This is a genomic window from Acinetobacter venetianus RAG-1 = CIP 110063, assembly GCF_000368585.1.
Lineage (GTDB): Bacteria > Pseudomonadota > Gammaproteobacteria > Pseudomonadales > Moraxellaceae > Acinetobacter > Acinetobacter venetianus.
On sequence record NZ_KB849558.1, the window covers coordinates 708,352 to 731,195 of the forward strand.

The window sequence follows — 22,844 nt, forward strand, 5'->3', positions numbered from 1 at the left end:
ATATTGATTAGCCAAAGCATCTATTTGCTTCAGCCCAAAATATTTTCAACCAAATAGAGCAGAGGTTGTTTATGCAAATGCGTATTGAACATGACACAATGGGTGAAGTTGAAGTCCCTAATGAAGCTTTGTGGGGCGCTCAAACTCAGCGCAGCTTACAAAACTTTAAAATAGGGCAAGAGCGTTTACCGCGCGCAATGATTCGTGCCATGGGCTTGGTAAAAAAAGCTGCTGCAATCACAAATGCTGAGTTGAAGCAGCTTCCAGATGATTTGAGTCAATATATTGTGGGTGCTGCTGAGGAAGTGATTGCTGGACAATGGGATTCACAATTTCCATTGGTCGTGTGGCAAACAGGTTCTGGTACGCAGAGCAATATGAATTGCAATGAAGTGATTGCGAATATTGCGAATCAAAAACTAGGTCAAGCGCTCGGTGCTCAAAAACCAGTACATCCAAATGATCATGTCAATCGGGCGCAATCAACCAATGATTCCTTCCCAACGGCAATCCACGTTGCTGCTAGCTTGCAAATCAACGAGTTACTCATTCCTGCTGTTGAGAAACTGAAAGAAACTTTACAGCGAAAATCTGAAGAGTTTGATGAGATTGTTAAAATTGGTCGCACACATTTGCAAGATGCGACGCCCTTGACTCTAGGTCAAGAGTTTAGCGGCTACGTATCTCAGCTAGAGCATGGATTGAAGCGTTTAAATCAAGCATTGGCTGGTTTATATGAGTTGCCTTTGGGTGGTACAGCTGTAGGTACGGGCTTGAATGCGCATCCTGATTATGCAGTGAAAGCAGCAGAGCAACTGGCAGTGCTTACGGGTTTACCATTTGTCACCGCTCCCAATAAATTTGAGGCATTAGCGGGGCGTGATGCCGCTGTTTTTGCTTCAGGTGCGTTGAAAACATTGGCTGCGAGTTTAAATAAAATTGCCAACGATATTCGTTGGTTGGCGAGTGGCCCTCGTTGTGGCTTTGGAGAAATTCGTATTCCTGAGAATGAACCAGGATCGAGTATTATGCCCGGTAAGGTCAATCCTACTCAGAGCGAAGCAATGACAATGGTTGTTGCGCAAGTCTTAGGTAATGACACAACGATTAACGTTGCAGGTGCATCAGGTAATTTTGAACTTAATGTTTTCATGCCTGTCATTGCATATAACTTATTACAATCCATTCAGTTGCTTGGTGACGCGTGCAATAGCTTTAATGATCACTGTGCGGTGGGTATTGAGCCGAACAGAGAGAAAATTGATTACTTCTTACATAACTCATTGATGTTGGTGACTGCACTAAACCCAGTAATTGGTTATGAAAAATCGGCCAAAGTTGCTAAAACAGCTTATAAGGAAAATAAGACATTAAAACAAGTTGCTGTTGAACTTGGACTAGTGACAGCAGAGCAATTTGATGAGGTGGTCAAACCTGAAAATATGGTATCTCCAAATAGCAAGTAAGCCTTAGCACCGCACAAAGAATCCTTCTTTTATAGAGGGATTTTTTTATGAGTAGTTTTTATAAAGTGAACTGCGTACAATATGCTTTTGATTTATCTGATTGTTGCTTCATTATGCTGAATATCTATTTAACAGATACTAAAACTAACATCCAGTTTGCTGATCTTCCAAACGAAAATCCTGTTAAGTTTCTGTTGAATTTAAAGAAAATTTTCCCAAGTACTGCGGATTTATTGTTACCTGTTTTACCAGAGGACAATAACTTGGAGAATGTGACGTGGGAAGCAACGTCTAAAGACTTTGAAACATTTAAAAAACTATTAGAAGGTTGGGGGATTATCGAGCTTCGTTTGAGCGCAATCACAGCTTATAAAGATAAGAACTTTGCGAATGACTTGGTTAAAAAAGCACAAATCAAACGTAAGCAAATTTCTCAAAAACATCAGCAATTATCATTGATTGCTTTGGATTATATCTTGATGCATGAGATTCATGCGCTTATTGATGCGGAACTGGTTATGATTGGTGAAAAATTCTATTTACCAACCTTACGTGATCTTTGGAAAGGTCAACTATCAGATCAAATTTTACAATGTAAATTTTAATTTGAAAAAGCAGGTTATTTAACCTGCTTTTTTATTATTTCACTGATAATATAGAGCAAGTCTTGACCTACAAACAATTACAAGATTTTAATGTTGGAATGTTGAGACGGCATATATATTGCTTATATGGATATAAATATTATTGCGGGAGAGAGGTTCTGCAAAGAACTCGCCGAAGGAGCAACGACCCCGGAAACTCTCAGGCAGAAGGACTGTAATAATAGAAATACAATCTGGAGAGTAGTGCGCTATACGTAGGAATTTATTCATAAACTAAGGTCTTCTACGTGTAACACTCACCGAAGGGGATGGCTCGATGATTAATTGGTAATCATTTGCCGAAACTCTCAGGTACCATGACAGATGGGGCTATGCATTAAGAAATGTTATGCATTTCTAGGAGTTTGCTATGCCTCATGTTGTGATAGTTGGTGCGGGGATTACAGGTGTAACGTCTGCTTATGAATTAATTAAATTGGGATATGAGGTGACCGTTATTGATCGCCATTTGTTCCCTGCAATGGAAACTTCTTTTGCAAATGGTGGTCAATTATCAGCATGTAATGCTGAAGTTTGGAACCAGAAATCTACGGTACTGAAAGGTATTAAGTGGATGAGTAAAAAAGATGCACCATTATTGCTCAACCCATCATTTAGTGTGCACAAATACCGTTGGTTGGTTGAGTTCCTGACTCATATTAAAGATTATAAAGCTAATACAATCGAAACAGTCCGTTTAGCCCTGTTAGCTAGACAACGTCTTTTTGAAATTGCTGAGAAAGAAAATATTTCCTTTGATTTGGAAAAACGTGGCATTTTGCACATGTACCATACCAAAGAAGATTTTGAAATCGCTAAAAGAGTAAATGATGTTTTAGTTGAAGGGAAACTAGAGCGAAATGCGATTACGCCTGAAGAAATGAAAGCGATAGAGCCTAATCTAACGGGTAATTATTACGGTGGTTACTATACGGCAGGTGATGCTACGGGCGATATTCATAAATATTCTGTTGGACTTGCTGAAAAAACGGAACAATATGGTGTCAAATATCGTTTTGGTTTAGATGTTGTTGATGTGAAGTTTCTACAAGATAAAGTGGTTGTTGATTGTAAAAACAGTTCGGAAAATGTTGATCCAGATACTAATCAACTGACTCAAATTGAGGCAGATGTTATTTTGGTTTGTGGTGGCGTAGGCAGTTATCATCTTGCTGACTTACTTGGTGATAGTGTCAATGTTTACCCTGTAAAAGGCTATTCAATTACAGTCCAGTTGAAAGATGAACGCAGTGTACAAAATGCACCTTGGGTGAGTTTATTGGATGAAAGTGCAAAGATCGTAACGTCTCGTCTTGGTGCTGATCGTTTCCGTGTTGCAGGAACGGCAGAATTCAATGGTTATAACCGTGATATACGCGCAGACCGAATCCAGCCTTTGATTAATTGGGTAAATCAAAATTTTGATATTTCAACAGAGCATTCAGTTCCTTGGGCAGGTTTGCGCCCAATGATGCCGAATATGCTGCCAGTTGTTAAGCAAGGTAAACAATCGAGAGTTTTCTATAATACAGGTCACGGTCATCTTGGTTGGACATTATCTGCTGCAACAGCAGTAATCATTAGCCAAGAGATTGCTCAAAAATTCCCTCGCTAAAACTAAAAAGCCGATGTGAAAACATCGGCTTTATTTTTCTATAAAAGCTTAATCGTATGGACGGTAAATACCTGTAAAACGTTCACAACCTTTTTGTTTTGTTTTCACAACCAACAATGCTTTTTGATAGTCAAATTGATACTGGCATTTTTTTTCATTGTCGATAATTTCGTTTTTTTCACTTGGTGTGCTGTATGACAAAAGTGAAATAGTCTGAGTTTCGATTCGATTATTGGGGTTACGATAAGCCAAACCTTCAATTTTTAATTTGTCTTTATCTAATTGATGAACTTTTAAATGCACAGGTTGTTTTGCAATTTTGCCATGTTCATATTTTAAATAATGCTGTGTCAATGTTTGGTTCATTGATGTGAAAAAATTCAAATCATCAATACGTGCATCAAATTGCTGTTGAAAACATGATTTGGTTTTGCACTGCCTTATTTGGTTTAGCCAAAGTGTTTGTGTGTCATGCAATAGCTGTAAAGGAGCATCTGTCACTAAATAAGCGGTTAGAAACTTGGTATTTAACTGTGTGCGCTGCTCTTCATATTTTTTAGAGCATATTTTACCTAGTTCAATATTGTGATTTGAACATTCGATCGAGGCTGCAAACGCAAATGTTGAGCAAAAACAACTCAATGTCAGGATGTAACCAGATTTCTTTAATTGATTTCTTACAGTGTTAAACAGCATAATCACTTATACTTTCAGTCTAATTTGCTCAATGTACTATAGCGAAATAGAAAGCCTGAATACAAGATTAGTTCAGTATATTGTAAAAGGAAAATCATATGGTTGCTCATATTCGTATTGGTCAAGGGATTGATGTGCATGCGTTTGAAGAAGGTAATTTTGTTACCTTGGCTGGTGTAAAAATCCCACATACGCATGGTATAAAGGCACATTCAGATGGTGATGTCGTATTACATGCGCTATGTGACGCATTGTTGGGGACTTTAGCGTTGGGAGATATTGGGCAACATTTTCCTGATACAGACCCTGAATTTAAAGGTGCTGATAGCCGTGTTTTACTCAAACATGTTTATCAGTTGATTTTGGATCGTGGTTATCATTTAAATAATGCAGATATCACAGTTGCGTGTGAACGTCCCAAATTGGCTAAACATAATTTAGAAATGCGCCAAAGTATTGCTGATGTACTTGATGTTGATATCACTCAAATTAGCATTAAGGCCACAACAACAGAGAAGTTGGGTTTTACAGGTCGCCAAGAAGGGATATTGGCAACCGCGACAGTATTGGTTTCACATCAAGCGAAATGATTACTGTTGATTAGCGATTGTTGTAATTCTTGTGTTGCTTTACGGCCTTGCAGTTGTAAAGTAATGCTATGAATTAAACCCGTCCAAGTTTCATTTGGTTCCCAAATCTGATGCAATAGCTCTTGTGCGGCCGGCATATCTAAATTCATATAAAATTGGCGATATAAATACATTAGGCTGCTTACACGCATATTTTTGGCACAATGCAACCAAACGATTTCATTTTGTACAAGATGGTCAATTAGATCTAAGACCAATAAACATTGCTCAGAACATGGCACATCCCAGTCAATCGGAATGTGAATGTAATTTAGACCCAAATCTAAACAAATTTGATCCTGTTTGGATAAATGGTTTTCAGACTTGCTGGTTGCAAGGTTAATAATTGTGCTGCAACCATATTCCTTAATCTGTTGAAGCTGCTCAGCGGTGGGTTGAGCTGAGGTAAATAGATGCTCGTGAACTAGAGAAAAGCTAGGTATTTGAGAAAGTGCTTGTTCAAGTGAAGTCATAACGTCCGCTGTACCATAGTGGGTTGCAGTTCTCATATTATGAGAAATTTATTGTAAAAGCTGTTGCTACTATAAGTCTTTTTATTTAAGTGTTCAATTTAGATTTTATAAATAAAAACAGCATCAGAAGATGCTGTTTTTTAATGCACAAATCAGTCTTTTTTTAGATTTTCATTGAGCAAAAATTCCACCAGTGCTTTTTGTGCATGAAGGCGGTTTTCAGCTTCATCCCAAACCACTGCATTTTTGTGATCTAGCATATTTTCTGAAATTTCTTCACCGCGGTGTGCAGGTAAGCAGTGCATGAATAAACAGTCAGGGTGAGCTAAGTCCATGAGCTTTTCGTGCACTTGGAAATCAGCAAAAGCTTTTTCACGTAATTTTTGCTCTTCTTCTTGTCCCATGCTTGCCCATACATCAGTAACGATTAAATCGGCATTTACAGCGGCATCTTCAGCTTTGTTGAAAACTTCAACACAATCAGCAAATTCAGCTAAAAACTCTGGTTTTGGTTCATAACCTTCAGGTGCAGCAATTTTCAATTTAAAGCCCATCAGATGTGCTGCTTCAATATATGAATTACACATATTATTGCCATCACCAATCCAAGCAACTGTTTTGCCTTCAATGCTACCGCGATGCTCTTGATAAGTTTGTAGGTCAGCTAAAAGTTGGCATGGATGATGGTCATCGGTCAGACCATTAATCACAGGTACTTTAGAATAAGAAGCAAAACGCTCTACGATGTCATGACCAAAAGTTCGGATCATCACAATATCGAGCATGCTTGAAATAACACGTGCTGAATCTTCAATCGGTTCGCCACGGCCAAGCTGTGTATCGCGAGGAGATAAGAAAATAGCGCTACCACCAAATTGGCAGATACCAGCTTCAAATGAAATACGAGTACGTGTACTCGATTTTTCGAAAATCATTCCCAAAACTTTGCCAACAAAAGGCTGAAATACCGTATTGCTATGCTGCATGCGTTTGAGCTCGTGAGCACGATCTAAAATGCGTTGCAGTTCTAAAGAGGATAGGTCACGTAAAGTTAGGAAATGCCGAAGCGCCATAATTACTCCCACAATAATTATTGAATAAAAACAATAATTAATTGTTATTTAATGGGTGGTGAACAAAAAATGAATTGACTACTATACTATACACCCAAAAAAATGCAAAAGAATTAGACCTTTTGGTGGGCTTTTAAAAATAAATCGACAGAATAATTAATATAATCAAATATTTCAGCATCATTTTCAGGGGCATCTAGCCCCATCAAATTGCGCCATTCTACATCTCGCAAAATACCAAAATACATCATTGCGGAGAATTTAGGTTGCAAGCAATAGATTTCATTCTTTGCATGGGCATATTCGAGAGCAAAAGCAATAGTGTCTTGGATATTTAAGGCACATTTGTCATAGAAATACTGAGCGAGTTGTATGTCCTTCTGCGATTGTTCGGTGAACATGCGCATAAAAGCGATATTGTCAGGTAGTATGATGTGTTGGTAGAAACGTTGTAGTGTTTGAGTTAAATAGTTTCTTAAATTGATTCTTTCTGGATCAAATGGAAAACATACACCAGCGAAAAAAAGTTCACGACGATATTCACAAATCGCAGTAAAAAGACCTTCTTTATTGCCAAAATATTTATAAATCGATGCTTTAGAGCCGCCAGCATGATTGACGATATCATCCAAAGACACAGCGTCATAACCTCGTTCTAAAAACAAATCGGTAGCACAAAGCAAAAGTGCAAGACGACGTTCTTCACCACGACGAGTTTGAGGTTTGGCACAGCTTGGATAACAAAGTTCAGTCATTATTTACGCTTGAGATATTGGGAGTGATGTTAGTATAGCAAAAACCATATCTTTTGTATGGCTATCACGTTTTTGTATGTTTCAAAACATCTCCATACGAAAAAAGCGAGTAAATGATTTACTCGCTTTGTATATTTAATGGCTGTAATTATGCAGAGCGAACTTCTTCGTCTTCATCATCCTCTGTTGAGTCCATGCCGAGCTCTTTTAGTTTGCGTGTCAAGGTGTTGCGCCCCCAACCTAAAAGCTCAGCGGCATGGCGTTTACGACCACGAGTCTGTTGTAAAGCTGCATTGATTAAAGTACGTTCAAACATCGGAGTGGCAATATCTAAAATTTTCATTTCGCCATTTTTTAATTTTTGAACAGCCCATTGACCAAGTAACTCATCCCAATGATGTACTGCAATTCGATCTACAATTGCTGCACTGTTTGGGGTTGCTGCCGTTGCATCGCTAGTGCTTTTTTGCAATGAGACTTGTTTTAGTTCAGCAGGCAGGTCTTCAGGGTAAACTTCACGACCTGTAATCATGACAGTTAACCAACGGCAGGTATTTTCTAATTGGCGAACATTGCCTGGCCAAGGAAGTTGCTGCATGTAGTCTGTTGTTTCGGTACGTAAGATTTTAGGGCTAACTCCTAATTCTTTACCTGCACGTGCCAAGAAGTGTTGCGCAAGCATTGGGATATCTTCGCTGCGGTGCGCAAGTTTAGGAATGTGAATACGAATCACGTTCAGACGATGATATAAGTCTTCACGGAAGCGTCCTTCATTGACTAGCTTTTCTAAATCTTGGTGTGTTGCAGCAACAATACGAACATCAACTTTGACTGGAATGTGCCCGCCAACACGATAAAACTCACCGTCTGCAAGCACACGTAGTAAACGAGTTTGAGTTTCGAATGGCATGTCACCAATTTCATCTAGAAATAATGTACCGCCATTGGCTTGTTCAAAACGCCCTTGGTGTTGTGTATTTGCTCCAGTAAAAGCACCTTTTTCATGCCCAAACAATTCTGTCTCAATCAGGTCTTTAGGAATCGCCGCCATATTGAGTGCAATAAATGGTTTAGCACGACGAGGTGAGTGCTTGTGTAGAGCATGTGCAACTAATTCTTTACCAGTACCAGATTCACCATTGATTAACACAGTAATATGAGATTGTGATAAGCGCCCAATCGCACGGAAAACTTCCTGCATAGCAGGAGATTCACCAATGATCTCGGTTGATTGCAATGGTGACGCTGCTTTAGTTGCTTCTTGTTGTTGTAACTTATTGATATGCAAAATTGCACGATTAACCAGTGCTAATGCTTCATCAATATCAAAAGGTTTTGGTAAATATTCAAAAGCACCTGTTTGATAACTTGATACAGCGGATTCAAGGTCTGAATGCGCTGTCATAATAATGACAGGTAGGTCTGGATGTGTATTTTTAACTTTGGATAGAAAAGTTAAACCATCAATCCCAGGCATGCGGATGTCAGTTAAAATGACATCAGGTGCATCATCATGTAAACGCTCAAGTGCCGTTTGTGCTTCTTCAAAATTGGTAACGTCAAAACCTTCTTCTTTGAAAGTTTTTTCGAGTACCCAGCGCATGGCACGATCGTCATCGATTACCCAAATTTTATTTCGTGACACGGTCTGACTCCCAAGGTAAATATAAGCTAAATACGGTTTTTCCAGGAACGGATTGACACTCGATCATTCCGTTATGTTGATGCATGATGTTTTGAGCGATACTTAGGCCTAGACCTGTTCCTTTAGCTCGCCCAGTGACGAGCGGATAAAATACTGACTCTAAAATACTTTCTGGCACACCAGGGCCATTGTCTTCTATATCAATACGTACTGTTGAGCGATGCAGAGCACCATTAATAGTGACTAAACGTTGAATACGTGTTCTTAATGTTAATTCTGGCTCTGAGTCGGTAAAGTAATCTTTATTCTCAGTCATTGCTTGAACCGCATTGACGCTGATATTGAGCATGACTTGTATGAGTTGATCACGATCAGCCATAACATCTGGTAATGAAAGGTCATAATCTCGAGTAATCTTAATTTTCTTTTTGGTTTGATTAGCAATAAGTGAGCGAACGCGTTCTAGTGGTTCATGCACATTAACATGTTCATAGCTAGGTAATTGGCGCGAACCGAGCATCGTGTCAGCCAAGTTAGTCAAACGGTCAACTTCATTGATAATGATGTCAGTAAATTCTCGATAACTTTCATCACCCAAGCTACGTGCTAAAAGTTGAGTTGCGCCACGAATACCTGCTAAAGGATTTTTAATTTCATGCGCAACACCTCTAACCAATTGGCGAGCCACATGATGTTGTTGTACTAAATTTTCCTCTTTGGAAATTTTCAACATACGATCAATCGGATTGAGTTCAATGAGAAGTAAGGGGTGGTAGCTTTTTCCTGCATTTAATTGCGAGGCGGTATAGTCAACATGAATTGGTTTGAAGTTCACGTTAATTACAGCTTCTCGTCGCGTATAATGTTGTCCACTTTGTAATGTATTGATTAATGCTTCGTGTGTATTAAATGTATCATCATGTGCATGCAGTAAATTGAGTACAGGTTGGCCCGATGCGCGAAGCAAACTGATATCAAATAATGCTTCACAAGCAGAATTTAAATAAAAAATATTAAGATTACTATCGACCAATAAAATGGCAGTCGTCAGATTATCTACAAGTAGTCGATAGTCGATAGTGTTGTGTTGATCCATTTGTGAATCGTCCTGTTTTAAAATGGCGCAATTAATATCAATATAAATGAATAGCCATTAACTTCTAAATTGTACTTAATGCAAAATATAAGCCAACTTTGTATTGGCTAAATTTCAATAACTTATTCGTTGAATGTCTAATTTATACGGTATTTTTCACATACATTGGGTTATTTCTATATTTTATTATGATTCAAAATGGTGCATTGTTGAGTTTTATTTAAAATATTGGTTGTATTTTGGTGCATTACACAAAGAGATGTCTTTGCTGCTATGCGTAAGCAAAGAAAAGACATACAATACGCCGATTCTAGTGGAGCGCAGATTCATGAAGACCCCCAAAGTCGGTTTTGTATCTTTAGGTTGTCCTAAGGCATTGGTAGATTCTGAACGAATTTTAACTCAGTTAAAGACTGAAGGTTATCAAGTTGCATCAGATTATGATGGTGCAGATTTGGTTGTTGTTAACACCTGTGGTTTTATTGAATCTGCAGTACAAGAGTCTTTAGACGCGATTGGTGAAGCCATGAGCGAAAATGGCCGTGTGATCGTCACAGGCTGTTTAGGTAAAGATGAAGACAAGATTCGTCAAATGCACCCAAATGTTCTAAAAGTAACAGGTGCGGCAGCCTATCAAGATGTAATGGAAGCTGTACATGAATATGTACCAGCACCACCAAAGCACAACCCATTTATTGATTTAGTTCCTGAGCAAGGTGTTCGTTTGACACCGAAGCATTATGCATATTTAAAGATATCAGAAGGCTGTAACCATCGTTGTACATTCTGCATTATTCCAAGTATGCGCGGAGATCTTGTTTCTCGTCCAGTGGGTAAAGTCTTGGATGAGGCGGCAGCACTTAAACGTGCTGGTGTAAAAGAAATTCTAGTGATTTCTCAAGATACGTCAGCTTATGGCGTGGACACGAAATACAAGTTGGATTTCTGGAATGGACAACCTGTAAAAACTAAATTCTATGACATGTGTGAAGCACTCGGTCAACTTGGAATTTGGGTTCGTTTACATTATGTGTATCCATACCCACATGTAGATGCTGCAATTGATTTAATGGCACAAGGTAAAATCTTACCGTATTTAGATATTCCTTTTCAGCATGCCAGCCCACGCATCTTAAAATTGATGAAGCGACCAGCGCATAGTGAGAATACATTAGAGCGCCTCAAATTGTGGCGTGAAAAATGCCCTGAATTGGTGATTCGCTCTACTTTTGTCGTTGGTTTTCCTGGTGAAACTGAAGAAGACTTCCAAATCTTATTAGAATGGTTGAAAGAAGCTCAACTGGATCGAGTTGGATGCTTTACTTATTCACCTGTAGAGGGTGCGACAGCGAATGATCTTCCTGATCATGTGCCTGAAGAAATCAAACAAGAGCGTTATGAACGTTTCATGGAAGTTCAGCAGGCTATTTCCGCAGCGAAACTACAAAAACGTATTGGTCAGAAAATGACTGTGCTTGTTGATAGCTTAGAAGAAGAGTTCCCAGTAGCAGTAGCTCGTTCTTATGCTGACGCACCTGAAATTGATGGTAATGTTTTTGTTGAAGATATTGATAAGAGTGTGATTAAAGCGGGTGATCTGCTTGAGGTCGAAATTACTGACGCGGATGAATACGATTTATTTGCGAAATTAATTCAGATTAAATCTGCTTGATGTTGAATTATTCATTTTTATTAGATTAAGAAAATTTTGAGATTGGTCGGTTTGGAGTAAAGGTATGTCAGCTTCTAAAAATCCACGTTATGCACGAATTTTACTAAAGCTTTCTGGTGAAGCTTTAGCGGGCAATAAAGATATGGGTATTGATGCCCAAGTATTAGATCAAATGTCACTTTCAATTGCTCACTTAGTTGGCTTAGGTGTGCAAGTTGGTATCGTTGTAGGTGGTGGTAACTTATATCGTGGTAGCCAATTACAAAAAGATGGTTTGGTTGGTCGTGTTACGGGCGACCAAATGGGGATGTTGGCGACAGTAATGAATGGTTTGGCGATGCGTGATGCATTGGTACGCCGTAACATTAAAACTCGTTTAATGTCTGCATTGTCAATTGGTACAGTTGTTGAGCCGTATTCAAGTCGTGATGCGATCCGTCATTTAAGCCAAGGTGAAGTGTGCGTATTTGTTGCAGGTACCGGTAATCCATTCTTTACAACAGATACAGCAGCATGCTTACGTGGTATTGAGATTGAGGCGAACTTAATCTTGAAAGCAACTAAAGTTGATGGTGTTTATAATAAAGACCCAAGCAAATATGAAGATGCTGTTAAGTACGATAGCTTAACATTTGATCAGGTGCTTGATGAAAAGCTTGGTGTCATGGATCTTACAGCAATTTGCTTATGTCGTGACCATAATGTGCCATTACAAGTATTCGATATGAATAAATCAGGCGCGTTACTTTCTGTTGTAATGGGTGAAAAAGAAGGAACTCACGTTACGAACTAATGTACGTGAGCCTGAAAGCTCTTTATACTACGTTAAATATTTTGTAATACCTAATGAATAAGTAAGGAAGATCATATGATTAACGATCTCAAAAAAGATAGCGAACAGCGTATGCAGAAAACACTTGACTCTTTGGAGCAAGGTTTTGCGAAAGTTCGTACTGGACGTGCGCACCCATCAATTTTAAATGGTGTGATGGTTCCTTACTATGGTTCTGATGTTCCACTAAACCAAGTTGCAAACGTTGGTATAGAAGACTCTCGTACGCTGATTGTTCAACCTTTCGAACGTACAATGGTTTCTGCGATTGATAAAGCGATTCGTGAAAGTGATTTAGGCTTGAACCCAATTACTGCTGACTCGATTCGTGTTCCGCTTCCAGCATTAACAGAAGAAACACGTCGTGACATGCAGAAAGTTGCGCGTTCTGAAGCTGAAAATGCAAAAGTTGCGATCCGTAATATTCGTCGTGATATTTTAGGTGATATCAAATCATTATTGAAAGAAAAAGAAATTTCTGAAGATGATGAGCGTCGTGCTGGTGATGATATCCAAAAAATCACTGATAAATATGTTGCAGAAGTTGATAAGCGTCTTGCAGCGAAAGAAGCGGAATTAATGAAAGTCTAATGATATGACATTATCAGAAGAGCAAAATCTTCCTCAGCATATTGCCATCATCATGGATGGCAATAATCGCTTTGCTAAAAAAAAGCAAATGCAAAAAGGCGATGGGCATCGCGAGGGCAAAAATGTCCTAGATCCTATCGTTGAACATTGTAAAAAAGTTGGTGTTCGTGCTTTAACTGTTTTTGCTTTTTCAAGTGAAAACTGGAATAGACCACAATACGAAGTGGATTTGTTAATGCAATTGTTGGAAGAGACAATTCATGAGCAACTACCTCGGATGGAAAAGTTTAATATTGCGTTGCGTTTCATTGGTGATCGTTCTCGTTTATCGACGAAATTGAGAGCGTTAATGGAATATGCAGAGCAAAAGACAGCAGCATTTGATTCGATGACACTCACGATTGCTGTAAGTTATGGCGGTATGTGGGATATGGCTCAAGCTGCGAAGAGCATTGCAGAAGAGGCTCTCGCTGGCAGGCTTGAAACCAATCAGATAAATGTTGATTTATTTGATAAGTATGTCAGTCTAAACGATCTTCCTGCCGTCGATTTATTAATTCGTACAGGCGGTGATTATCGTTTATCTAACTTTTTGCTCTGGCAAGCTGCATATGCAGAATTGTATTTTACCGATACTTTGTGGCCAGAATTTACAGTGCAAGAGTTGGATTATGCATTTAACGTTTTTTCAGGACGTGAAAGACGTTTCGGTAAAACTTCTGAACAGATTCAACAAGCGAAAATAGAGAATTAATAAATGTTAGAGCGGATTGTTACCGCATTGGTTTTAGTTGCTGTTGTTTTAAGTTGCATGTTTGCAACGCAATCACATTATCCAATGTTTGTGCTTATGATTTTAGCAGCTGGGGTTGCTGGGTATGAGTGGTTTAAGCTTATGCCTAGAACGGCATCAGTTGTTTCAAAGCCAAAAGCTTGGGTTTATGGTGGATGTGTCGCAGCAGTTTCGACGCTAGCATTATTTTTTGATGATGTGGCTTTGCTTTTATGGGCTGCATCAATTCTCACTTGGCTTGGAAGCATTTATTGGGTTAAAAATTTCCCTGAATCTGATAATTGGTACAATGTTTCCTTATATATCATTGGATTTATTTTAATCTCTGCGGCAGTTACAGCCTTATATGCAGTCTGGCATAGCTCTCCGTGGTGGTTGATGTATTTATTCCTATTGGTATGGGGGGCTGATAGTGGCGCTTATTTTGTTGGCCGTAAATTTGGTAAGAAGAAACTAGCACCAACAGTTAGCCCAAATAAATCGGTTGAAGGCTTATATGGTGGTATTGCGACAACTGTAATCATTATGATGATTGTTCAATATTCTTATTTGAATTTAACCGCAGTACAGCTTATCTTATTTTTAGTTCTTTCAATCATCACTGTTTTTGCTTCGGTGTTAGGTGACTTATTTGAATCAATGATTAAGCGTCGAGCTGGTATCAAAGATTCAGGTCGAGTGCTTCCTGGGCATGGTGGTGTATTAGATCGAATCGACTCATTACTAGCCGCTGCACCTATCTTTGCTGCGGGTATGTACATATTAAAACTTATTGGTGTAGATCTTTAAATGACTCAAGCTGTTTGTATATTGGGTGTTACAGGTTCAATTGGTCAAAGTACATTAAAAGTATTGGAACAACACCCAGACCAGTACACTGTTTTTGCAGTGTCTGCTTATAGTCGTTTAGATGAACTTTTAGAAATCTGCAAAAAATATCATCCTAAAATTGTAGTCGTACCGAATGAAAAAGCTTTTGAACTTAAACAAAAGCTAAATAATGAAAATCTCAAACAGATTGAAATTTTGACTGATGAAGCTGGATTAATAGCAATTGCAGAACATCCTGACGTTGATGTTGTTATGGCTGCAATTGTTGGTGCGGCTGGTTTGTTGCCAACGCTCGCAGCAGTAAAAGCAGGTAAACGAGTATTGCTTGCAAACAAAGAAGCTTTAGTGATGTCTGGTGACATTATGATGCAGGCGGCAAAACAGCATAAGGCGTTATTGTTACCTGTAGATTCTGAACACAATGCAATTTTTCAATCATTACCGCATAACTATTTAGATGCAAAAAGAACAGAACAACCGCAACTCGGCGTTTCTCAGATATTGTTGACTGCATCAGGCGGCCCATTTCTTAATCATTCAATTGAACAATTAAAAGATGTAACACCTCAACAAGCATGTAAGCATCCAAATTGGTCTATGGGGCAAAAAATCTCCGTTGATTCTGCAACTTTAATGAATAAAGGCTTGGAATTAATCGAAGCTTGTCATTTGTTTTCAATATCAGAACATTTTGTTACAGTTGTTGTTCATCCACAAAGTATTATTCATTCAATGGTGCAATATGTGGATGGATCAACTTTGGCTCAAATGGGTAACCCTGATATGTGTACGCCGATTGCGCACGCATTGGCTTGGCCGAAACGTTTAACAACACATGTTCCTGCTTTGGACTTGTTTGAAACAGCGCAATTAAATTTTCAAAAGCCAGATGAAATTAAATTTCCTGCGCTTAATTTAGCTCGTCAAGTAATGCGAGCAGGTGGTTTAGCACCAACAATTTTAAATGCATCTAATGAAATAGCAGTGGCTGCGTTTTTGGATAATAAAATTCGATTTACAGAAATTCCACAAGTTGTCGAAAATACTTTGCAAGTTGTACAAAATGCCAAAGCAGAAAATATAGACATCATTTTACATACTGATATGATCGCAAGACAGGTGGCAGAGCAGTATATTATGGAAGTGGGGGGTTAAATCGTATGAATGCATTGTTCATGATCGTTGCTGCGATTTTGTTGTTGGGTCCTCTCATCGCCATACATGAGTTTGGTCATTACTGGGTAGCTCGTAAATTAGGTGTCAAAGTTTTAGTCTATTCGATTGGATTTGGTCCTACTTTACTAAAATGGCAATCTAAAAAATCTGGTATTCAGTATCAGCTTTCAGCCTTGCCACTTGGTGGGTATGTCAAGATGCTAGATGAGCGTGAAGGTAATGTCGCTGAACAGGATTTACCATATGCTTTCAATAGGCAATCTCCGTGGAAACGTATTGCGATTGTCGCTGCTGGGCCATTGATTAATTTAATTTTCGCTATTTTTCTCTTTTGGATTTTATTTTTACCAGCTCAAGATCAGCTGAATACACGTATTGGTAAAGTTTTACCAAATACACCTGCCGCTCAAGTTGATTTGAAAGTTGGAGATAAAATATTAGAGATCGATGGTCAGACGACACCAACGTGGGAAAAACTTAACTACGCGCTTGTAAACCGTGTGGGTGAAACTGGGCAAGTTTCTGTTTTAGTTGATCGTGCGGGTACTGAAAAACAAGTTAATTTATCGATTAAAGATTTTCTTAAAGATCAGAGTCAATCACCTTTAGATGCATTGGGCTTTTTACCTTATCGTCCTGTTATCCCTGCAGTTGTAAAAGAGTTAAGTGCGGATGGTGCTGCAATTCGTCAAGGGATGAAAGAGGGTGATAAAATCGTAGCAATCAATGGTGTTACGATGAAAGACTGGTTTGATGTAGTTGAAGTTGTACAAGGTTCACCTGAAAAATTGTTGAATATTGATGTGATGCGCAATGACAAGATTGTGCATTTACAAGTTATGCCGCAAGGTCAACGTGACAATATGGGCAATACAACGGGTGTTCTCGGTGTAAAAAGTGATATTGGTAAAGTTACTATTCCACAAGAATATAAACAAACGATTCAATATTCACCTCTTGAAGCTTTAGGTGTTGCGACTGATAAAACAGTGCAGCTCTCAGGTATGATTGTAAACTCGATCGTAAAAATGGTAAGAGGCTTGATTGGTTTAGATAATCTATCTGGTCCAATAACGATTGCTAAAGTTGCTGGACAAAGTGCTGAAATGGGATGGCAAACGTTTATCTCTTTTATGGCGCTGATGAGTGTAAGTCTAGGTATCTTAAATTTATTGCCAATTCCAATGTTGGATGGTGGTCACTTAGTTTATTACTTTATTGAAGCAATTCGTGGTAAACCTGTTTCTGAACAAATACAGATGTTTGGTTTAAAAGTTGGTATGGTACTGCTCGGTAGCATGATGCTTTTAGCTTTATTCAATGACTTCATGCGTTTATAAACGCAAATGGAATTTAACTTACTGGAAAATATATGGGCATGCGTCACACACATTTATTAATGCCTTTAGCACTTGTTAGTGCGATGGCAGCGGTACAACAAGTATACGCAGCAGACGAGTTTCTTGCACGAGATATACGAATTGATGGCCTTGTACGTTTAACACCTGCAAGCATCTATTCAATGTTACCAATAAATAGTGGCGATAGAGTAAGTGATCCAATGATCGCTGAAGCAATTCGCACTTTATATGCTTCAGGTCTATTTGATGACATCAAGGCTTTTAAAGAGAATGATGTCTTAGTCTTCAAAGTAGTTGAACGTCCAATCATTTCAAAGCTTGAATTCAAAGGCAATAAACTTATTCCAAAGGAAGCTTTGGAACAAGGCTTAAAGAAAATGGGTATTGCTGAAGGTGAGGTTTTCAAAAAATCTGCATTACAGATTATTGAAACTGAACTTGAGCAACAGTATACACAGCAAGGTCGTTACGATGCTGATGTAACAGTAGAAACAATAGCTCGCCCAAATAACCGCGTGGAGTTAAAACTAAACTTCAACGAAGGTACACCTGCGAAAGTTTTTGATATCAATATCATTGGTAATACTGTATTTAACGATGCTGATATTAAACAAGCTTTTGCAGTGAAAGAAAGTGGTTGGGCATCGATTGTTACGCGTAATGACCGATATGCTCGTGAAAAAATGGCTGCAAGTTTAGAGGCATTGCGTGCACTATATTTAAACAAAGGCTACATTAATTTTAATATCATCAATTCACAACTGAATATTAGTGAAGATAAAAAACATATCTTTATCGAAGTTTCTGTTGATGAAGGTAGTCAGTTTAAGTTCGGTGAAACGAAGTTTTTAGGTGACGCACTTTATAAGCCAGAAGAGTTGCAAGCACTTAAACTTTACAAAGATGGTGAAACGTATTCGCAAGAAAAAGTGAATGCTGTTAAGCAACTTTTACTACGTAAATACGGAAATGCTGGTTATTACTATGCAGAGGTAAATGTAGTTCCTCAGATTAATAATCAAACAGGAATTGTTGATCTTAATTACTATATTAACCCTGGCCAGCAAGTCACAGTTCGTCGTATTAACTTTACAGGTAATAATAAAACTGCTGATGAAGTTTTACGACGTGAAATGCGTCAGATGGAAGGTGCGTTAGCGAGTAATGAGAAAATTGATCTTTCTAAAGTTCGTTTAGAGCGTACAGGTTTCTTTAAAACTGTTGATGTAAAACCCGTTCGTGTACCGAACTCTCCAGACCAAGTTGATTTAAATGTTGATGTTGAAGAGCAGCACTCTGGTACAACAACCCTTGCTGTAGGTTACTCTCAAAATGGTGGTATCACATTCCAAGCAGGTTTGAGTCAAACAAACTTTATGGGTACTGGTAATCGAGTAGCAGTTGATTTATCTCGTTCTGAAACACAAGATTATTATAACTTGAGTGTAACAGACCCATACTTCACTATTGACGGTGTGAGTCGTGGATATAATGTTTACTATCGTAAAACCAAACTGAATGAAGACTATAACGTTAACAATTATGTGACTGATAGTTTAGGTGGTAGTTTAAGCTTTGGTTATCCAATTGATGAAAATCAAAGTTTGAGTGCTTCTGTTGGTATCGATAAAACTAAAGTAAGAACAGGTCCAAGTGTTTCTACTTATATTCGTGACTATTTGTTAGCAAATGGTGGTAAAAAAACAGGTTCAAGTTCTTTCTGTGATGGTGAATACAAATCTCAAAGAGAGATTAATAATGAAAAAGGTGATCCAGATCCTAGTCCGATACCAGAAGATTATGATTTAGCAACACATTGTGTAGATGATAATTTTAATGCAAAAGATTTAACAGAGTATGGGAATGCTTTTGAGGGAGACTTCTTAACATATACTTTGAACTTAGGATGGTCATATAATACGCTTAATAGACCTATTTTCCCAACTTCAGGTATGTCTCATCGAGTTGGTTTAGAAGTTGGTTTACCTGGTAGTGATGTTGATTATCAAAAGTTGACCTATGATGCGCAAGCATTTAAGTCATTGCCTAAAGGATTTGTATTACGTGGCTATGGTAAGTTAGGTTTCGGTAATGATCTACCATTCTACAAGAACTTCTATGCGGGTGGATATGGTTCTGTGCGTGGTTATGATAACAGTTCATTAGGTCCGAAATATCCAAGTGTGATTTTCCAAGAAACTGGCAAAAATGATCCAGATCCTGAAGAAGTCGGTGGTAATGCGCTAGTTCAATTCGGTACGGAACTTGCTCTACCTTTACCATTCAAAGGGGATTGGACTCGTCAGGTGAGACCTGTGTTGTTTGCTGAAGGTGCACAAGTTTTTGATACACAATGTGATGTACCACAAGGTGATATTTTAGTTAACGGAAATAATGTTGATATCAAACAATATTGTAAAGATAACTATAAATTTGACTTCGGCAACATGCGTTATAGCGTTGGTGTTGGTTTTACATGGATTACGATGATCGGACCATTATCACTCAGTTATGCATATCCGCTTAACGATAAGAAAGGCGATGATACTAAGTCTATTCAATTCGAAATTGGTCGTACTTTCTAAGTACGACTCTAGGTTTTCAAAATATATAAAAGGATGAAACAATGAAAACATTAACAATGCTTATGATTGGCTTAGGTCTAACGGTTTCAGCAGCTGCGAATGCAGGTGGTATTGCTGTTGTCGATCTCGCTAAAGTTGTTGAAAGTAGTACATATCTCAAACAACAAAACGCAAGTTTAGGTCAAACAGTAAAACCAACTTCAACAAAGTTGGAGCAGTTGGGCAAAGAAATTGAAGGTTTGCAACAAAAAGCCCAATCAGCTAATCAAGCTGATTTGCAAAAACTTTCTGCTCAATACCAAGCTAAAGTTAATGAATTTAATTCTACTCAGCAAGGTTTACAGACGAAAGTTCAGTCTAGTTTACAAGCGATGAACACAACTTTTGAGAATCGTGTAAAGCAAGCAGCGGAACAATTACGTAAAGAAAATAATTTAGATTTTATTTTGAATAAAAATTCTACGATTGCATCTGACGCTCAGTATGATTTAACTGATAAAATGATTCAAAAGGTTAATGCAATGAAATAATCAATGAATAGACGTAGTTATCGTTTAGAAGAAATCGCTCACCTTGTAAAAGGTGAGTATTTCGGTGAAAAAGATTTTCAAATTTTTAATTTAGCAAGTCTAGAAAAAGCTCACAATCATCATATTTGCTTTGTAAATGGTGAAAAATACTTAGCGCAAGCTGAAGTAAGTCAAGCTGGTGTTTACATCGTTACTGAATCATTAAAACAATTATTAGGCAGTAAGAAAAACTTTATTGTTGTTAATAATCCATATCTGGCGTTTGCCACATTAACCCATATATTCGACAAAAAAATATCTCAACGAGGTATTGAAAGTACTGCAAAGATACATCCTTCTGCGATTATTGCTGACGATGCATATATTGGACATCATGTTGTTATTGGTGAAAATTGTGTTGTTGGTAATAATACAATTATTCAAGCAAACGTCTTTCTTGATGACAACGTCGAAGTGGGCAAAGATGGTTTTATTGATGCAAATGTGTCGATTACAGGTGAAGCCAAGCTAAAGGATCGTGTTCGTATACATACAAATACTTCAATTGGTTCAGAAGGTTTTGGATTTGCTCCTTATCAGGGTAAATGGCATCGAATAGCACAACTTGGTTCAGTTTTAATTGGTAATGATGTCAGAATTGGTTCAAATTGTTGTATTGATCGTGGTGCATTGGACGATACTATTCTTGAAGATGGCGTAATTATTGATAACCTTGTGCAAATCGCGCATAACGTTCAAATTGGTCAAAATACTGCGATTGCCGCTAACTGTGCTATCGCTGGAAGTGTTCGTATTGGCAAAAACTGTATTATCGGAGGCGGTAGTGCAGTTGCAGGGCATTTAAATATCGCGGATAATGTCACGCTTACTGGAATGTCAATGGTCACAAAAAATATTTCTGAGGCAGGAACTTATTCTTCAGGAATTGGGCTCTTTGAAAATAGTCATTGGAAAAGGACGGTTGTACGCTTGAGACAATTAGCAGATGTGCCATTGACCCAACTCACGAAAAGGCTTGATCATATGCAAGCTCAATTAGAGTCCCTTGAATCAACCCTTAAGTTACGTAAATAATTTATTATGACTGAGTCAACATTTCCAGCATTCACGATGCCTGAATTACCAATGGATATCCAAACTATCCGTGAATATTTACCTCATCGCTATCCTTTCTTGTTAGTTGATAGAGTGACAGAAGTAACTGAAAATAGCATTGTCGGTTATAAAAACGTATCTATTAATGAAGAGTTTCTACAAGGACATTTTCCAACTTATCCGATTATGCCTGGTGTATTGATTATTGAAGCTTTGGCTCAGGTTTCTGGTATTTTAGGTTTTGTATTAACAAATCAGAAGCCAAAAGCTGGTTCATTGTTCTTGTTTGCTGGCGCAGAAAAAATAAGATTTAAGAAACAGGTTGTTGCTGGTGACCAGCTTATCTTAAAATCTGAGCTTGTTATGCAAAAACGTGGCATTTACAAGTACAATTGTACTGCTAGTGTTGACGGCAAAATTGCAGCAGCAGCTGAGATTATTATTTCCCATCAGAAAATTGAGCAGACATGAGTAGTCAAAATTTAGTTCATCCTACAGCAATTATTGACGCATCTGCAGAAATCGCATCTGGTGTACAAATTGGGCCATATTGTATTATTGGGCCAAATGTAAGTATTGATGCAGGAACAAAATTACGTTCGCATGTTGTAGTTGGTGGCTTTACGAAAATTGGAAAAAATAATGATATTTTCCAATTTTCGAGTATTGGGGAAATTTGCCAAGATTTAAAATATCAAGGTGAAGAGACGTGGTTAGAAATAGGGGATAATAACTCTATTCGTGAACATTGTACTTTGCATAGAGGTACAGTTCAGGATCATGGTATTACAAAGATTGGTAGCCATAATTTATTGATGGTGAATACCCATATTGCACATGATTGTAACATTGGTGACCACAATATTTTTGCAAACAATGTTGGTGTAGCTGGACATGTAAATGTTGGTGATCATGTGATTGTTGGTGGTAATGCTGGTATTCACCAATTCTGCCGTATTGACTCTTACAGTATGATTGGTGGCGCGGCTTTAATCCTTAAAGATGTTCCTGCCTATGTGATGGCATCAGGTAATCCAGCACGTGCTTTTGGCATGAATATAGAGGGCATGCGTCGTAAAGGATGGTCTCGAAATACCATTCAAGGTCTTAGAGAAGCTTATAAGTTGATCTATAAATCTGGCCTTACAACAGAGCAAGCAATCGAGAAAATTCGCAATGAAATTTTAGAAAGCACGCCTGAAGCTCAGCTGTTTATCGATTCTCTAGAAAAGTCTACACGCGGCATCGTACGCTAAGATTTTCTAAAATAAAAAAAGACACATCAG

Annotated in this window: 22 protein-coding genes and 1 riboswitch; of the genes, 16 read left to right on the forward strand and 6 right to left on the reverse strand. The window is 38.2% G+C overall.

All coding sequences use genetic code 11. The features are described 5' to 3' along the window. The first annotated feature begins 71 nt into the window (after nt 1-71). The 3 genes from fumC (at nt 72) to F959_RS08955 (ending at nt 3,725) form a co-directional block, all read left to right on the forward strand. Complete coding sequence (gene fumC, locus F959_RS08945; RefSeq protein ID WP_004879314.1) at nt 72-1,466, forward strand: class II fumarate hydratase; 1,395 nt, start codon at nt 72-74, stop codon at nt 1,464-1,466. A 113-nt stretch (nt 1,467-1,579) separates the two neighbouring features. Further along, nucleotides 1,580-2,071 (forward strand): hypothetical protein, encoded by a 492-nt coding sequence (locus F959_RS08950; RefSeq protein WP_026094090.1) that lies wholly within the window; start codon nt 1,580-1,582, stop codon nt 2,069-2,071. 135 nt (nt 2,072-2,206) lie between these two features. Beyond that, nucleotides 2,207-2,296, forward strand: a riboswitch (glycine riboswitch). 184 nt (nt 2,297-2,480) lie between these two features. Then, nucleotides 2,481-3,725, forward strand: a complete 1,245-nt coding sequence (locus F959_RS08955) for a D-amino acid dehydrogenase (protein WP_004879316.1) — start codon at nt 2,481-2,483, stop codon at nt 3,723-3,725. A gap of 48 nt (nt 3,726-3,773) precedes the next feature. On the opposite strand, the gene F959_RS08960 is transcribed toward F959_RS08955, so the two are convergent. Beyond that, the gene (locus tag F959_RS08960) at nt 3,774-4,421 is read right to left on the reverse strand and encodes an A1S_1983 family putative colistin resistance protein (RefSeq protein ID WP_004879317.1); all 648 of its coding nucleotides are present in this window, start codon (nt 4,419-4,421) and stop codon (nt 3,774-3,776) included. A gap of 98 nt (nt 4,422-4,519) precedes the next feature. On the opposite strand from F959_RS08960, the gene ispF reads away from it, so the two are divergent. Further along, the gene (gene ispF, locus F959_RS08965; protein ID WP_004879318.1) at nt 4,520-5,011 is read left to right on the forward strand and encodes a 2-C-methyl-D-erythritol 2,4-cyclodiphosphate synthase; all 492 of its coding nucleotides are present in this window, start codon (nt 4,520-4,522) and stop codon (nt 5,009-5,011) included. Here ispF and F959_RS08970 read toward each other — a convergent pair. From F959_RS08970 to glnL, 5 genes are all read right to left on the reverse strand, one after another. After that, nucleotides 4,999-5,523 (reverse strand): protein tyrosine phosphatase family protein, encoded by a 525-nt coding sequence (locus F959_RS08970; RefSeq protein ID WP_017196947.1) that lies wholly within the window; start codon nt 5,521-5,523, stop codon nt 4,999-5,001. The two genes, ispF and F959_RS08970, sit on opposite strands and share 13 nt — an antisense overlap. A gap of 152 nt (nt 5,524-5,675) precedes the next feature. Continuing rightward, nucleotides 5,676-6,596 (reverse strand): ornithine carbamoyltransferase, encoded by a 921-nt coding sequence (gene argF, locus F959_RS08975; RefSeq protein ID WP_004879322.1) that lies wholly within the window; start codon nt 6,594-6,596, stop codon nt 5,676-5,678. Nucleotides 6,597-6,709: 113 nt separating this feature from the next. Further along, nucleotides 6,710-7,351: a TetR/AcrR family transcriptional regulator gene (locus F959_RS08980; protein WP_004879323.1), complete on the reverse strand. Its 642-nt coding sequence runs from the start codon at nt 7,349-7,351 to the stop codon at nt 6,710-6,712. Nucleotides 7,352-7,499: 148 nt separating this feature from the next. Then, on the reverse strand, nt 7,500-8,996 hold the full coding sequence (gene glnG, locus F959_RS08985; protein ID WP_004879331.1) for a nitrogen regulation protein NR(I): 1,497 nt from the start codon (nt 8,994-8,996) through the stop codon (nt 7,500-7,502). Continuing rightward, on the reverse strand, nt 8,983-10,092 hold the full coding sequence (glnL, locus tag F959_RS08990) for a nitrogen regulation protein NR(II) (RefSeq protein WP_004879333.1): 1,110 nt from the start codon (nt 10,090-10,092) through the stop codon (nt 8,983-8,985). Before glnL ends, glnG begins: the two co-directional genes overlap by 14 nt. A 328-nt stretch (nt 10,093-10,420) precedes the next feature. On the opposite strand from glnL, the gene rimO reads away from it, so the two are divergent. From rimO to lpxA, 12 genes are all read left to right on the forward strand, one after another. After that, complete coding sequence (gene rimO / locus F959_RS08995) at nt 10,421-11,764, forward strand: 30S ribosomal protein S12 methylthiotransferase RimO (protein WP_004879334.1); 1,344 nt, start codon at nt 10,421-10,423, stop codon at nt 11,762-11,764. 64 nt (nt 11,765-11,828) lie between these two features. Beyond that, nucleotides 11,829-12,557, forward strand: a complete 729-nt coding sequence (gene pyrH, locus F959_RS09000; RefSeq protein WP_004879336.1) for a UMP kinase — start codon at nt 11,829-11,831, stop codon at nt 12,555-12,557. Between the two features lie 75 nt (nt 12,558-12,632). Further along, nucleotides 12,633-13,187, forward strand: coding sequence for a ribosome recycling factor (gene frr / locus F959_RS09005; protein ID WP_004879338.1), 555 nt, complete (start codon nt 12,633-12,635; stop codon nt 13,185-13,187). Nucleotides 13,188-13,191: 4 nt separating this feature from the next. Continuing rightward, nucleotides 13,192-13,941 carry a polyprenyl diphosphate synthase gene (uppS, locus tag F959_RS09010; protein ID WP_004879339.1) on the forward strand — a complete coding sequence of 250 codons (750 nt, stop codon included), beginning with the start codon at nt 13,192-13,194 and terminating at the stop codon, nt 13,939-13,941. Nucleotides 13,942-13,944: 3 nt separating this feature from the next. Next, on the forward strand, nt 13,945-14,769 hold the full coding sequence (locus F959_RS09015; protein WP_004879340.1) for a phosphatidate cytidylyltransferase: 825 nt from the start codon (nt 13,945-13,947) through the stop codon (nt 14,767-14,769). Beyond that, on the forward strand, nt 14,770-15,966 hold the full coding sequence (gene ispC / locus F959_RS09020; protein WP_004879341.1) for a 1-deoxy-D-xylulose-5-phosphate reductoisomerase: 1,197 nt from the start codon (nt 14,770-14,772) through the stop codon (nt 15,964-15,966). 5 nt (nt 15,967-15,971) lie between these two features. Then, complete coding sequence (gene rseP / locus F959_RS09025) at nt 15,972-17,327, forward strand: RIP metalloprotease RseP (protein WP_004879342.1); 1,356 nt, start codon at nt 15,972-15,974, stop codon at nt 17,325-17,327. Nucleotides 17,328-17,359: 32 nt separating this feature from the next. Continuing rightward, complete coding sequence (gene bamA, locus F959_RS09030; protein ID WP_004879347.1) at nt 17,360-19,933, forward strand: outer membrane protein assembly factor BamA; 2,574 nt, start codon at nt 17,360-17,362, stop codon at nt 19,931-19,933. 41 nt (nt 19,934-19,974) lie between these two features. Continuing rightward, nucleotides 19,975-20,463, forward strand: a complete 489-nt coding sequence (locus F959_RS09035; RefSeq protein WP_004879349.1) for an OmpH/Skp family outer membrane protein — start codon at nt 19,975-19,977, stop codon at nt 20,461-20,463. A 3-nt stretch (nt 20,464-20,466) separates the two neighbouring features. Further along, a complete protein-coding gene (gene lpxD / locus F959_RS09040) occupies nt 20,467-21,537 on the forward strand; it encodes a UDP-3-O-(3-hydroxymyristoyl)glucosamine N-acyltransferase (RefSeq protein ID WP_004879351.1) in 1,071 nt (356 codons plus the stop codon). Nucleotides 21,538-21,543: 6 nt separating this feature from the next. Next, entirely contained in the window at nt 21,544-22,029 is a 486-nt protein-coding gene (fabZ, locus tag F959_RS09045) for a 3-hydroxyacyl-ACP dehydratase FabZ (protein ID WP_004879353.1), read from the forward strand. Beyond that, the gene (gene lpxA / locus F959_RS09050; RefSeq protein WP_004879355.1) at nt 22,026-22,814 is read left to right on the forward strand and encodes an acyl-ACP--UDP-N-acetylglucosamine O-acyltransferase; all 789 of its coding nucleotides are present in this window, start codon (nt 22,026-22,028) and stop codon (nt 22,812-22,814) included. Before fabZ ends, lpxA begins: the two co-directional genes overlap by 4 nt. Nucleotides 22,815-22,844 lie beyond the last annotated feature (30 nt).

Excerpts from the sequence above, each read along its gene's own strand:
- fumC (WP_004879314.1), top strand. The coding sequence starts at position 72 with ATGCAAATGCGTATTGAACATGACACAATGGGTGAAGTTGAAGTCCCT.
- F959_RS08950 (WP_026094090.1), top strand. The coding sequence starts at position 1,580 with ATGCTGAATATCTATTTAACAGATACTAAAACTAACATCCAGTTTGCT.
- F959_RS08955 (WP_004879316.1), top strand. The coding sequence starts at position 2,481 with ATGCCTCATGTTGTGATAGTTGGTGCGGGGATTACAGGTGTAACGTCT.
- F959_RS08960 (WP_004879317.1), bottom strand. The coding sequence starts at position 4,421 with ATGCTGTTTAACACTGTAAGAAATCAATTAAAGAAATCTGGTTACATC.
- ispF (WP_004879318.1), top strand. The coding sequence starts at position 4,520 with ATGGTTGCTCATATTCGTATTGGTCAAGGGATTGATGTGCATGCGTTT.
- F959_RS08970 (WP_017196947.1), bottom strand. The coding sequence starts at position 5,523 with ATGACTTCACTTGAACAAGCACTTTCTCAAATACCTAGCTTTTCTCTA.
- argF (WP_004879322.1), bottom strand. The coding sequence starts at position 6,596 with ATGGCGCTTCGGCATTTCCTAACTTTACGTGACCTATCCTCTTTAGAA.
- F959_RS08980 (WP_004879323.1), bottom strand. The coding sequence starts at position 7,351 with ATGACTGAACTTTGTTATCCAAGCTGTGCCAAACCTCAAACTCGTCGT.
- glnL (WP_004879333.1), bottom strand. The coding sequence starts at position 10,092 with ATGGATCAACACAACACTATCGACTATCGACTACTTGTAGATAATCTG.
- rimO (WP_004879334.1), top strand. The coding sequence starts at position 10,421 with ATGAAGACCCCCAAAGTCGGTTTTGTATCTTTAGGTTGTCCTAAGGCA.
- pyrH (WP_004879336.1), top strand. The coding sequence starts at position 11,829 with ATGTCAGCTTCTAAAAATCCACGTTATGCACGAATTTTACTAAAGCTT.
- frr (WP_004879338.1), top strand. The coding sequence starts at position 12,633 with ATGATTAACGATCTCAAAAAAGATAGCGAACAGCGTATGCAGAAAACA.
- uppS (WP_004879339.1), top strand. The coding sequence starts at position 13,192 with ATGACATTATCAGAAGAGCAAAATCTTCCTCAGCATATTGCCATCATC.
- F959_RS09015 (WP_004879340.1), top strand. The coding sequence starts at position 13,945 with ATGTTAGAGCGGATTGTTACCGCATTGGTTTTAGTTGCTGTTGTTTTA.
- ispC (WP_004879341.1), top strand. The coding sequence starts at position 14,770 with ATGACTCAAGCTGTTTGTATATTGGGTGTTACAGGTTCAATTGGTCAA.
- rseP (WP_004879342.1), top strand. The coding sequence starts at position 15,972 with ATGAATGCATTGTTCATGATCGTTGCTGCGATTTTGTTGTTGGGTCCT.
- bamA (WP_004879347.1), top strand. The coding sequence starts at position 17,360 with ATGGGCATGCGTCACACACATTTATTAATGCCTTTAGCACTTGTTAGT.
- F959_RS09035 (WP_004879349.1), top strand. The coding sequence starts at position 19,975 with ATGAAAACATTAACAATGCTTATGATTGGCTTAGGTCTAACGGTTTCA.
- lpxD (WP_004879351.1), top strand. The coding sequence starts at position 20,467 with ATGAATAGACGTAGTTATCGTTTAGAAGAAATCGCTCACCTTGTAAAA.
- fabZ (WP_004879353.1), top strand. The coding sequence starts at position 21,544 with ATGACTGAGTCAACATTTCCAGCATTCACGATGCCTGAATTACCAATG.
- lpxA (WP_004879355.1), top strand. The coding sequence starts at position 22,026 with ATGAGTAGTCAAAATTTAGTTCATCCTACAGCAATTATTGACGCATCT.